The sequence below is a fragment of the Spiroplasma endosymbiont of Thecophora atra genome, assembly GCF_964019735.1.
Classification (GTDB): domain Bacteria; phylum Bacillota_I; class Bacilli_A; order Mycoplasmatales; family VBWQ01; genus Spiroplasma_E; species Spiroplasma_E ixodetis_A.
On sequence record NZ_OZ026464.1, the window covers coordinates 328,667 to 341,563 of the forward strand.

The 12,897-nt window shown below is 25.1% G+C and carries 11 protein-coding genes, 4 tRNA genes and 1 pseudogene; 5 read left to right on the plus strand and 11 right to left on the minus strand.

All coding sequences use genetic code 4. From position 1 onward, the window contains the following. Positions 1-7 precede the first annotated feature (7 nt). The 4 genes from AACL05_RS01870 to AACL05_RS01885 all read right to left on the minus strand — a co-directional run bounded on the left by AACL05_RS01870 (position 8) and on the right by AACL05_RS01885 (position 348). A tRNA-Gln gene (locus AACL05_RS01870) sits at positions 8-82 on the minus strand. Positions 83-92: 10 nt separating this feature from the next. After that, positions 93-177 (minus strand) — tRNA-Tyr (locus AACL05_RS01875). 11 nt (positions 178-188) lie between these two features. Beyond that, positions 189-265 (minus strand) — tRNA-Thr (locus tag AACL05_RS01880). 7 nt (positions 266-272) lie between these two features. Then, positions 273-348 (minus strand) — tRNA-Val (locus AACL05_RS01885). Positions 349-632: 284 nt separating this feature from the next. On the opposite strand from AACL05_RS01885, the gene AACL05_RS01890 reads away from it, so the two are divergent. The 4 genes from AACL05_RS01890 (at position 633) to AACL05_RS01905 (ending at position 2,472) form a co-directional block, all read left to right on the plus strand. Beyond that, complete coding sequence (locus AACL05_RS01890) at positions 633-1,061, plus strand: hypothetical protein (RefSeq protein ID WP_338962057.1); 429 nt, start codon at positions 633-635, stop codon at positions 1,059-1,061. Between the two features lie 118 nt (positions 1,062-1,179). After that, entirely contained in the window at positions 1,180-1,494 is a 315-nt protein-coding gene (locus tag AACL05_RS01895; protein WP_281748332.1) for a hypothetical protein, read from the plus strand. A 9-nt stretch (positions 1,495-1,503) separates the two neighbouring features. After that, complete coding sequence (locus AACL05_RS01900; RefSeq protein WP_338962067.1) at positions 1,504-2,130, plus strand: isochorismatase family cysteine hydrolase; 627 nt, start codon at positions 1,504-1,506, stop codon at positions 2,128-2,130. A gap of 141 nt (positions 2,131-2,271) precedes the next feature. After that, entirely contained in the window at positions 2,272-2,472 is a 201-nt protein-coding gene (locus tag AACL05_RS01905; RefSeq protein ID WP_338962070.1) for a hypothetical protein, read from the plus strand. Between the two features lie 393 nt (positions 2,473-2,865). Here the strand turns inward: AACL05_RS01905 and AACL05_RS01910 are convergent, their stop codons facing one another. From AACL05_RS01910 to AACL05_RS01945, 7 genes and pseudogenes are all read right to left on the minus strand, one after another. Continuing rightward, positions 2,866-4,176, minus strand: coding sequence for a glucose-6-phosphate isomerase (locus AACL05_RS01910; RefSeq protein ID WP_338962073.1), 1,311 nt, complete (start codon positions 4,174-4,176; stop codon positions 2,866-2,868). 170 nt (positions 4,177-4,346) lie between these two features. Continuing rightward, positions 4,347-4,724: a S1 RNA-binding domain-containing protein gene (locus tag AACL05_RS01915; RefSeq protein ID WP_252318945.1), complete on the minus strand. Its 378-nt coding sequence runs from the start codon at positions 4,722-4,724 to the stop codon at positions 4,347-4,349. 322 nt (positions 4,725-5,046) lie between these two features. Further along, positions 5,047-6,826: pseudogene (locus AACL05_RS01920) on the minus strand (oleate hydratase). A gap of 39 nt (positions 6,827-6,865) precedes the next feature. After that, complete coding sequence (locus AACL05_RS01930) at positions 6,866-7,945, minus strand: SGNH/GDSL hydrolase family protein (RefSeq protein ID WP_338962075.1); 1,080 nt, start codon at positions 7,943-7,945, stop codon at positions 6,866-6,868. A gap of 341 nt (positions 7,946-8,286) precedes the next feature. Then, positions 8,287-8,847 (minus strand): 5-formyltetrahydrofolate cyclo-ligase, encoded by a 561-nt coding sequence (locus AACL05_RS01935; protein WP_338986372.1) that lies wholly within the window; start codon positions 8,845-8,847, stop codon positions 8,287-8,289. Then, the gene (sufU, locus tag AACL05_RS01940; RefSeq protein ID WP_338962081.1) at positions 8,831-9,289 is read right to left on the minus strand and encodes a Fe-S cluster assembly sulfur transfer protein SufU; all 459 of its coding nucleotides are present in this window, start codon (positions 9,287-9,289) and stop codon (positions 8,831-8,833) included. Before sufU ends, AACL05_RS01935 begins: the two co-directional genes overlap by 17 nt. After that, entirely contained in the window at positions 9,276-10,559 is a 1,284-nt protein-coding gene (locus AACL05_RS01945; RefSeq protein ID WP_338986154.1) for an aminotransferase class V-fold PLP-dependent enzyme, read from the minus strand. Before AACL05_RS01945 ends, sufU begins: the two co-directional genes overlap by 14 nt. Before the next feature lie 305 nt (positions 10,560-10,864). Here AACL05_RS01945 and AACL05_RS01950 point away from each other — a divergent pair, with 305 nt between their 5' ends. Further along, positions 10,865-12,889, plus strand: coding sequence for a hypothetical protein (locus AACL05_RS01950; protein WP_338962086.1), 2,025 nt, complete (start codon positions 10,865-10,867; stop codon positions 12,887-12,889). The last annotated feature ends 8 nt before the right edge of the window (positions 12,890-12,897 follow it).

Here is a 12,897-nt window from a genome sequence, read left to right on the forward strand (position 1 = left end):
AAATATATGGCTGAGGTGGTTGGATTTGAACCAACGCATGACGGCGTCAAAGGCCGTTGCCTTACCGCTTGGCTACACCCCAATAAGTAATATGGTGGAGGGGGAGGGAGTCGAACCCCCGAACTCGAAGAGATCTGGTTTACAGCCAGGTGCAGTTGGCCACTTTGCTACCCCTCCATAAATAATAATGGTGCTGATGACAGGAATCGAACCTGCAACCTACGGTTTACAAAACCGTTGCTCTGCCGGATTGAGCCACATCAGCAGGTAAATGGTGGAGTATGACGGACTTGAACCGCCGACCTATTGCTTGTAAGGCAATTGCTCTCCCAGCTGAGCTAATACTCCTTATTTTTTGTTTTATTAGAATTATTTATTCTTAAAAAACCTTAATCATTATAATAGATATTTTTCACATTTACAATTATTTTTTAAAGATAATGTAAAATTATTTTATTTTTAATTATTTTTTAAAACAAAACTTAAGAGAAAAAACCAAAAAAAGTAATTTTATGTTAAATATTACTATTTTATACCTATTTTCAGTTTTTATATATTTTAAATATAATATTTTTTTAGAGTTTGCTATAATTTTTTTGAGCCATATTTATATTAAAAAAAAGGGAAAATTTATGCAAAAAATTTGAAAAAAATTATCAAAGTTAGATAAAATTAGTTTTTACGTATTTATAACTATGTTAATAGTAATGATTTTAGGATTAATTTTAATTGGAACAGTATCTTGAACAGTTAAACCTCTAGGAGCTAAAGTGGCCGAAAGTCATGATGGGTTTTGAATTTTAAGAAATTCTCATCCTTGAACTATTGGAGATTTTATTAAGGGTAGTATAACTAATTTTGGTGTTACTATGTCATTAACTGATTATTTTGATAAATTAAAAATTGTAGTTGCTGCATTAGGTGGAACTGCAACTTTAACAGGTACAGCAGCACAGTTACAAATAGGATTAATCTTATCGGTTATTGCTACTCCAATCTTATTGTTTACAAGTATTATTATTTTTGGATACAGTTGTTATTTAAAAGTAGTAAAAAAGTAAAAATAGCAATTTATTAATTTTAAAAAATTCTTATTTTTCACATTAAAGTAAGAATTTTTTTATTTATTTTATAGCATTAATATAACAATGATATAATTAAAAAAAATAGGTGATAATAATGATAACTAAAAATTGATGAAAAAAATTACCTCTTGATGAAAAAATAATTACTATTTTATTTTTTTCTGGTTTTATATTTTTATTATTAGGGTTAATTATGTTATTAAGTATTAAAATAGATATTTTTAATGGATTTAATTTTATTTATATAAATGGTGTAATTGATAGTTTAACCTATCAAAGTAGTCAAGGAATAACAGTAGATATTTTCTTTTTAAAAGTAGGAATTATTTTTACTATTTTCTTAATGCCAATTTGTTCTGGCTGTAGTATAATTTGATTTATTATTAAACGATTAATTTTTAAAAAATAGAGGTGAATAATGAAAAATAATGATTCATTTATTGAAATGATAAATAAAACTTTGGATAAAACAGTTAATTTAGATTTTAAAACTTTAAAAGGTCATAATATTATATTTATTGTTGATATGGTTAATGGCTTTGCTAAAAAAGGAAATTTATTTTCACCTAATATTAATTCAATTATTAAACCAATTAAAAATTTATTAGCAAAAGTAAATACTAATGAAACCAAAGTTATTGCTTTTAATGATGCTCATAATGAACATAGTCCCGAATTCCATACTTTTCCTAGTCATTGTTTGGAAAATACTATTGAATCAGAGTTAGTAGAAGAATTAAAATTTGACAATATTAAGATTATTAAAAAAAATAGTACTAATGGTTTTTTTGCTTTTGATTTTAAGCCAAATTTACAATGGGATAACATTATTATTGTTGGTTGTTGTACTGATATTTGTATTTATCAATTTGCTATTAGTTGTAAAACTTGATTTAATCAGCACAATAAAGAAGTAAATGTTATTGTTCCAATGACAATGACAAATACTTATGATCAACCAGAGCATCCAGCTCATATTTTAAATCAATATGCATGATATTCAATGCTTAAAAATGGCATTACTATTGTTAAGGATGTTATTTAATTAAAGTAGAGTTTTAAATAAAATAAATTTATATAAATAATAAATTTTATCCATATTATTTAATAATTTTTATATTTAGAATAGAAATTATTCTATATTAGGTTTTATTAAATTAAAATATTAGAAAAGGAAGATTAAAAGATGGCTAGTAAAGTAATCCAATCAGAAAGTGAGTATCAAGAACTTGAAAATCAACAATTAATAATAAATATTTTTGAAAAATTTGAATTTAATTTAAATTTTATAAATATGAGTTATGAAGATTTATCAATATTAAATATAAAATTATTAAATAATGAATTTAATGATGTTATCAAGAGATTATTAAGAATAATGAAATAAATGAAAAATTATCTTTCATTTTTATTGAATGTATTAATCAAGGTTTTTCTGAAGAAAAAGCACAATATTCTATTCAAGAACAAATAACTAAGCATATAGTAGAAAGTTTTTTAATTAAAGAACAAGAACAAAAAATGGTAAATGAAATAAATCAATTTGATTTTATAAATGCACCATCAACTAGTACTGGTATATATCATTTACCATCATTTAAAATACAACTTAACTTATAATTACATTTATTTAGATTATTATTTGCAAAAAAATGTCATAATATAATATTGTAAATTAATAAGTGAAAAACAACTAAGTAAATTATATAAAAACCATTCTTTTCAGAATGGTTTTTATATAACTATATTTTAATGTTTTATTAAATTTATTATTAGGAAATTATTTTTTACCTAATAATGTAAACATTTTCTTTTTGTATACTTCAACACCAGGTTGGTTAAATGGGTCAACACCTAATAATTTTGCACTAACAGCACAAGCCTTCATAAAGAAATAACTAGCATAACCAAACATTTTGCTATCCATTGTATCCCATTCTAATAAAATATTTGGAGTTTTTCCTACTATTTCATCACTATGAGCTTCAATAGTTCCTTGTAAGGCAATATTATTAATTTTATGTAAAGAATGTTTTGTTAAATAGTTTAATTGATCATTGTTTTCTTTATCAAGTGGAATTTTGATATCTTCATTAGGTTTTTTGATTTTTATTACTGTTTCAAAAAACATTTTTGAACCTTCTTGAATAAATTGGCCCATTGAATGTAAATCAGTTGAAAAAATAACACTAGCTGGTAATAATCCTTTGCCATCCTTACCTTCTGATTCACCAAATAATTGTTTTCATCATTCACATAACATTTGCATTTGTAATTCATAGCTTACTAAAATTTCAACTGCTTTATTATTAGTTTTATGTAAATGATAGCGAGAAACTGCATATAAATAAGCATTATTAACATCAATTTTATCACTTTTACATTCTTTTGCTGCTAATTGTGCACCAGCAATAATTTCTTCACAGTTAATTCCTGCTACCATCATCGGAAAAATACCAACAGGAGTTAAAACAGAGTATCTACCACCGATATTATCGGGGATAACAAAGCTTTCATATCCTTCTTCTTTTGCCAAATCATGGAGTACTCCTCTTGTTTTATCAGTAGTAGCGATAATTCTGTTATTAACAATATTCTTATTTTTCTTTTGTTTAATTAATAGTTCTTTTAACAAACGAAAGGCAATTGCTGGTTCAGTAGTAGTTCCTGATTTAGAAATAACATTAATGGCAAATTCTTTATCTTTTAAATATAATAAAACTTGGTGAACATAAGTTGAACTCATAGTATTACCCATATAAATTACTTTAACAGGAGCAGTATTATTAAATAAACCTTGCACCATATCAATTCCTGCTCTAGCACCTAAATATGATCCACCAATACCAATTACTACTAAAACTTGTATTTCTTTTTGTAGTTTCAATGCTAGAGTTTTCATTCGCTTTCAAGACTCTTGAAAAGTAATATCTTTTTGGTATGCAAATGGAAAATCAATTCATCCTAATCACCCATCTTCATTTTTAGCATTACTTTCCAGTTCGGCGTTAATCGCCGTTACTTTTTCTTGATATAAAGTTGATAATTCTTTCATATCTAAATTAGTAAACTTTAAATTAGTTTTTATCACTATTCTATAATCTCCTTATAGTATTTAAAATTAAAATATTAATTCGTAATAATACTATTTAATATTTATAATAAAAATATAGTTGTAAAAATTTTAGATTGCAAGAAAAAAATAAAAAATATTGCTATTTAATGGCAATATTTTTTATTATTTGGAAGAAAAATAGTATTTTAATTATTTTCTTCTTTTTTAAATCAATTATCAACAGTTTCTCTTATTGGTGCAAATCCTTTACCATTTTCTTCAATTGAAGAATTATTCTTTGCCACTAATCCTTGTTCTTTTGTACTTAAACTTAATTGTTGTTTAGTATGATCAATACCTGTTATTTCTGCTTTAACTGATGTACCAATTGTAAAATAATCACTAACATTTTTAACAAATTTAGGGGTAATACGACTAATGTGAATTAAACCAGAAAATCCATTTGGACACTTACAAAAAACTCCAAATTCCTTTATTCCAGTTGGAGTTACGGTAATAATATCACCAACTTGAAATTGTTGAACATTTGATTCATTTTCTTCATTTTTAATAATTGTACTCATAATAAGTTAATTCCTCTTTCTTTTGTATAATTTAATAATACATAAAAATATTATAACATTATATTTAATCTTGAAGTTAAAATTAATAATATTAATTTTATGAATTTCTAAACATTAGAATGAGAAATTATTAATTGATTTTAAATTTAAAGATTATTAGAATATTAAATTTGTTAGCAACTTGTTTGTTTTTAAAGAAATGAATGTTATTTGTAATAATATCACTAATTTTTTTTAATATTTTTCTTTATTTTATACTTAAAACGGTAATTTAAAATAAATATTTTTATTTTATAAATATTATTAAAAATATTGGAATTTATTATAGTAATCCAGATTTTTCAAGTAATTCTTCTAGAAAAGTTCCCTTGATTTTTTTTAATGCACCTCTACGGAAAATTTTTAAGATGAGAGGAACTTGTATATCATTAATTTTTTTATCTCATAAAATATAAGTTGAATTCAATAGTACTCTAATATCATATGCTGAAGCAAAAACTTCTGGTATTCCTCTATCAACGTTTAATAATTTATAGACGGCTTCCATAGCAGTTCTCACTGAATATTCGGTTGTAAAAACTGTATCATCTTCAGTTTCACTAAAATTACCAATAAATGCTAAATTTTTTGAACCTTCTGGAACTACTAAAGGACGATCACCAATTTCTCTTGGCATAAAATATGAGGTAATAAATGGCATATAAACTGGTACCACATTACATGAGTTTTTAGCAAGTTCAAAGATTTCTTCTTCAGGAACACCAATATGATATAATCACTCTTGAGCTATTTCCATGCCAGAACATTCAGTAATACTTTTTTTAATATAATCTCCTTCCTTATTTGAAAGTAATCCATAGATTCAAACAACTAATTGATCATCTGATTGGCTTTTAAAGTGTGGTTGACGATTTAAGGTATAACTTAAAATTCAACTGGAATCTATAGCTGTAACAATTCCACCAGTTACAACTTTTTTAGCATATGGATCTCTTTTACTAATTTTTTCAATATAAGGTGCCATTTTTTTATCTAGAGTTGTTAATGTTGCTGAGATAAATCAACTTTCTTTTGGTAAATTTGCATAAAATTTTTCTGGTTTTCCAAAATCTTCACTTTGCTTTGCCAAATTTTCTCATAATTCTCAACTTCCACTTAATTGGAGTTGTTCACTAATTGGTGCTGGAGTATTATGATCGCCGTATGTTGTACTTTCAGTAATACTGCCATTAGTTACAAAAACGAAATCATTTTCTTTTAATATTATTTGTTGTTTTTTATTCTTTTTTTGAAAAATGATTTTTTTTGCAATTTTTTCATTATGTTCATTTTCTAAAATTATAATATTTTTTACTGTTGTTTCATAGTGAAAAACAACACCTTGTTCTTCTAAGTGAGAAATTAATGGTAAAACAAGTGATTCGTATTGATTGTATTTGGTAAATTTAAGTGCTGATAAATCTGGTAATCCACCAAGATGATGAATGAATCTCATAATATATCTTCTCATTTCCATAGCACTATGTCATTTTTCAAAAGCAAATTTTTGATGATCAATATCATCAAAAATTTGATTTAAAAAAATCTTCTGGAAATATTTCTTCGATTGTTTTATTACTTAGATTTACTTCTTTTGTTAAAAATAATTCAATTATTTTTTTACAAGCCTCTTCATTTAAAGTAAACTTACCATCATCTTCTGTTCTTTTCCCTTGTTGATGAATAAGTCGACACTTAGAATAATTTGGATCTTCTTTATTTAATCAGTAAAATTCATCTAAAACTGAAGCCCCTTCAATTTCTAAAGATGGAATAGAACGAAATAAATCTCATAGACATTCAAAATGGTTTTCCATTTCTCGTCCACCACGAATAATGAAACCCTTATCTGGATTTAAAATCCCATCTAAACTACCACCAGCAATACTTAATTCTTCAAAAATATGGATATTTTCTGAATTCATTTTTGCATCTCTGATTAAAAATGTAGCAGCGGCTAAAGAAGCTAATCCTGCTCCTACTAAAAATGCTTTTTTATCTTCTATTTCTTGTGCTGGTTTAGTTTGTGCAAATGCTTCATAATTTCCATTGCTTTTATAAATATAATTTGTACCTCCTATTTGTTATTTTTTATTTTTTTGTTAATCATTTAAATTTTGTTTAATTTTATTAGTAATAAAATGAGCTAACTGCATACCAATTACTTTTGATGGTATTTCAGTTGGATGAACAGTATCGACAAAAAAGTAGTTATTAACTGTTTCTAAAGTTACACCCGGATTTAATTTGGGTTGTAAAATCCCATCTTTTAAAAATGATTCATAAAAACTAATATCACTAGCTCCTTCTTTAATATTCATTCCCCTTTTACCTAAATCATTTAATGTTTGTTTAACAACTGATGAAAGTTCAAAATCATTAATTTGTTTTGGGTAATCTTCTTTTAAAGTTTTTATCATTGCTTTTCATTGTGAATGAAAATATTTAAAAGCTGCTGTTGCTTTTGTTTCTAGGATAGGATCATTATTATAAGCAGGAGTTTCACTAATATCTGGAACATCAGTAACAACAATATTCGCTACATGATGTTTAAGTAGTCGCATTAGTGATATTTTTTCATTAAGGATTGCAGAATCTAAATAAAGTTTTCATGTTAAGAAAGGAGAAGTTGTATCTTGCATTACTGCTAAAAGATCATTAGCGCCCATTACATATAGTACTCAATCATGATCATTAATATTTTTATGTTGTGAAAGTAGAGAAGTAACTTGTGCTTGTGCTGAAAATTTACTAACAAAAAATCCACCTGGATAAATACTATATCCTAATCTAGCAGCACCAATAGCATAATTTTCGCCAATTTGTTGATAAGTTTTGCCAACAAATGGTATTTTTTGAAATTTCCATGCTGGTGTTAAAGGTTTATGAAAATAATTTGCTACAATACTAACTGCATTTGGACCATTACAAAACTGATTATTATGATAAGGTTCCTCAATTTTAATTTCTTGAATTTTTGGAAGGATTTTATTACCTTTAAAAAATTGTGTTCCAGCTCCAACAAGTGCACCATTATCTGATAAACTATCACCAATAACGTATAAATTATCAACTTGTTCTATAGCTCGTTCTTCTTTATTTAAATAACAATGCTTTGAATTAATAGTTAATAAAGATAATGAGCTTAAAAGTGTAGCACACGTTAAGTTATATAAACGCATGTTTATTTGCCTCCTATGTATTTTTTCATTATTTTTTTAGAAATATTTATTTTTTAGTATTAAGATTTACTAAAAATATTATTTGTTGTTTTTTAAATTTTGAATTCATTTTGATAAAAAATATAAAATAATTTTAATTAATTCAGTTTTTATAAAATTCAAGTGTGTATAAACTAAACTAATGAGTAGTTTTAGTCTTTTTAAAATAATTATTATAAGTAAATCTTAATTTAAGTCTATAATTGAAAAAATGAATATACAATAAAAATAAAAAAAGATAATTTGATTAATTAAACTATCTTTTATTTATTGATTAGTGTATTTAATTTTAGATTAAAATATTAATTAGTAAAAATATAATCTAATGGTATATCTCAATTATCGTGATTAATTATATAAGGAATTTTTTGAATAGCAAAACCAAGTCCTATTTTACTAAAGTTAAATTTATTTTTAGATAAATAACGGTCGTAAAAACCTTTACCATAACCAATACGGTAATAATCTTTATCAAAGGCAATCAATGGTACTAATATACAATCAATTTGACTTCCTATAACTTTTTGGCAATTTAAACTTGGTTGTCCAATTTTAAAATCATTATCAAATACGATATCGTTTCAACTATTAATAAAGTAAAATTTCAAATGTTCACCATTCATTCTTGGTAAACAAACTTGTTTTAGATTTTTTCATAATAATTCAATAATTTCTTTAGTTTCTACTTCATATGGTAAGGAATTATAAAGAGCAAATACATTATTTTGTTTAAAATAATGTGATTCATTAAATTTATTGAAAATAATTTTATTTCACTTTTGATAATTATTTTTAGAAACATTTTTTAATTTTTTTAAATAAATGGTTCTTAAACTAATTTTATCCTTAATTTCCATTTCCATTTTTTTCACATTCTTTCTCAATTATTTTATTAATACCATTAATACCAATAAGGGCACATTTAATTCGATTACGCTGTCTTGGTACATTTTTAAAAGCAATCATATTTTCAATTATTTTATCATTAAATTGCTTTTCTGATAACATTGCTTGATAATTAATAATAATTTCTTTTATTTGTGATATTCTTTTACCTTCAATTAAAATACAAAAAAGATCGGTTGCTGCAGTTGAAATAGCACACCCAATTCCAGTAAAGCGTGCGCTATTAATAACTTTATTTTTAATAGAAATTTCAACATGAAAATTATCAACACATGATTCATTGTTTTGATGATATGTCAAACTATTTGGTAAATTTTTAAAACCTTTATTTTTTGGATTACTATAGTGTTCAACAATTAGTTTGCGATAATAGTCTTGATTGTTATTAAAAGAATTCATTTAAAAAATCTCCTCCTTCATTAATCCCTTTTTTTAAAGCTATTACTAATAAGTCAATATCTTTTTTACAATTATATATGTAAAAACTAAGACGAATTGTTACTTCGGTGTTAATTATATTAGGTAATAATTTAGCACAATAAGTTCCACTGCGTATGCATATATTTTGTGTTCCTAAAAAATTAGCAACATCTTGTGCAAATACTTTTTTAATATTAAATATTATGTTACTACTATTGCCATCAATATTATAAATTTCAATATTATTTCCTAAATGTGCTGTTAATTGTTCAATTGCGTATTTTTTTAGTAAAATTTCATGATTTCTAATATTTTCAATACCAATGTTTAATAAATACTTAATAGCTGCACCCAGTCCAAATACACCTGCAATATTTTGTGTTCCACCTTCAAAACGATAAGGACTATCTAATAAGTTAAATTTACCATTTTCATAAATATCACCATTCATGCCCCCGCCCAATATTAGTGGATCTAGTATATTTAATCATTTGTTTTTTCCTCAAAAGACACCGATTCCAGTTGGACCAAAAACTTTATGACCAGAAAATCCAAAAAAATCAATATTTCAATTTTTAACATCAGTTTTTATATGTCCTATTGATTGTGCACCATCTATTATTACTAAAATATTTTTAAAAATTCAATTATCACTTTTAACATTTTTTTTACCATATTCTTTAATAAAATTAGTTAATGTTTCAGTATCATTTTCTATTGCTAAAGAATTATTAATATTTGCAAAAGCAACTATTCTGGTTTTAGGTGTTAAAACTTTTTTTAAACTTTCAACAGTAATGACTCCTTGTTTATTTGTTTCAATAAATTTTATTTTAATTTTTTTAGTTTGTATCAAACGATAAAATGGTAAGAGTAATGAGCTATGTTCTAAAGTGGTTAATAAAATTTCATCATTTTCTTGTAAATATTTTTCTAAGCCAAAAGCAATTTGATTATAAGCAAAAGTTGCTGAAGGACAAAAAACTATTTCGTTTTCGTTACTATTAATAAATTTACTAATTGTTTTTCTAGTATCTTCAAATATATCATTTCCCTTAACAGCAAGTTGATAATCTTGACTATGTGGATTAATACAATATTTTTCATAATAATCGCTAACAGCATCAATAACTATTTGTGGTTTTAGTGAAGAAGCGGCTGTATCTAAATAAACTAAATCAGGATTATTTTTAAAAAAGGGAAAATCAGTTTTAAAGGTATTATCATTAATGTTTATTTTTTTATTCATATTTACTCCTATATCATTACACCAAATATAATATACTTATACTAATGATTATACACTTAATTTTGTGCTAATTTTCTTAAAATTAAAAAATGAATAAAATATTATTTGTGCACTATAAAGTAATAATATTTAAAAAAAATAATATTTTAAATTTTTTAAAATAAATAATTGGTAATTAATTATTTCATTTTAAAATTAATTAGAAAAAACTATCCCTTAAATATAAATTTTATGTTAAAATATCTTAGTAAAATAAATTAAAAAATCTTTTTTTGCTATAGATTTAATTAAAAGGAGTGAATAAAGTGCGCAATATTCTTGCCTTAGTTGCAGCTTTCACGTTATCATCAACATCAACTATGTCTATTATAGCTTGTAATAATTCAAATGAAAGAGGCACAACTAATGTTTTCGACTGAAATAGTGCTTTTATAGATACAAGTACTACGACTGACACCTTTTTTAATTACTTATTAAATAATCCCAATAGTGGATGAGGTAAAACATTATATACTGATATTAATCAATATATTAATCTTTCAATTTTAAAAAATACTCCAGAATATAAAGATGATTATCTTGCTGCTTTGACAGCAGCTCAATCTGAAATGGAAAATAAAATAAAATCATTACAAGCAAAATATGGTCGTTCATGAGAAAAACAATGAAAGAAAGTATTGGGCGATGATGATGTTAATACTTACATTGATAATATTTTAAAAAAGAGTGCTTTAGGTATTATTCAACGTAGTTATGTTACTAGTAATTATAAGGATTATAAATACTACAATCAAAATGAAATTAATATTTGATTAAAGGATTTATGAGAACAAGTAAACAATCCAAATGGTACTTATGATAGTGTACAAGAATACATTAATGGTAAAGCAGGTAGTATCGCTCCTGGTAAATATTCTAGCAAAGTTTGAATTGTTGCTAATGCTAATAATTCAGAATCAGATGTTATTACAAAATTAAACGATAATGTCAAAATTGCTAAAACATGAACTGGTGTTAATATTAGTCTTCCTGTCGTAAAAACTAGTGATGATAAGAATGATAGTAATTATGAAACAGATTCATACAATACTATTGATGACTTATTAAGTGATAATCAATCTAAAATAGCTAAAGTAATGTTAAGAAATCAAGAATTAATTTGAACTCGTCAAATTGTTATTCCTTTTGATTCTACTGCTAAACCTTTACAAGAAAAGATTAGTGCCTCTCAGTTTTCTCAAAATAAAACTAAAATTAATGAAATTTTAAACAATATTAGAACCAATGGTTTCGATCAAACATTCACCGAAGAAAAAGGGGCCGCTACTACTGATGTTAGTAAAACTGGTGATTTAGGATTAATGGATATTACTAAATCTTCACAAGAGAATAGTCCTTTTTATTATTACTTATATCGTTATGTAACTAGTGCTGAAGGTGTTGGTAAAAATGTTGATGGTATTCAACCATATAAATTAACACAATTTATTTCACCAACTGACAAGGAAAAGGGTTTAGATGACTTAATTCCTTATATAGACCGCGATAGTATTAAAGATAAAGGTAAAGATGGTACTAGTCAATATAATGATTTAGTTTATATGAAAGATATAAAAGGACCACAACTTCCTGATGCTGCAGTTAATAATGGACCTGGAGTTGGTATTTTTATTGATACTGGTGGTATTCATTTTATTCAAACGCCAGGTATCACATATCAACAGCAAGACAAACCTAAAAGCGATGAATCAACTTATAATATAATTAAAACATTTAAAAATCATAGAAAAGATACTTATCAGTGAAAAGACTTAGCACCGTTATCTGAGCGTCCAGGTGGATTATCTGATTCTCCTTATCTTGATTATTTACAAACTGGTTTTTTACTACAAAAATATACTCCAAATACAACTCCTACTTTTAATTTAAATGATGCATTAACAGCCTTTACTGGAGGTACTGGTAGCCTTGGTGATGCAACTTGATGAGATTATAATTTATACTTTAATAATAACTCAAGTTTAATTCATTGAAATTTACAGGATATATTTGGTTCAAGTCCTCTTGATCCAACTGATAAGAAAATTAATGACTTTGTTGAAAAAATGAAAAGTTGATTTGATAAAACTAAAGAAAATCGTTGAAACAATAGACAAGGTATTAATATTAATGCAACATTTAAGGATAATATTATAAAAACTAATAATACATGAGATGGCTTTACACAAGATGCACCAGTTGCTCGTATGGATACTAATATTGCTAATTATCTAGATGTTGTTGGGAAACGAACATTATGATGATATGATCCAAGTATCATTAGTTCTTAGATGGGAGG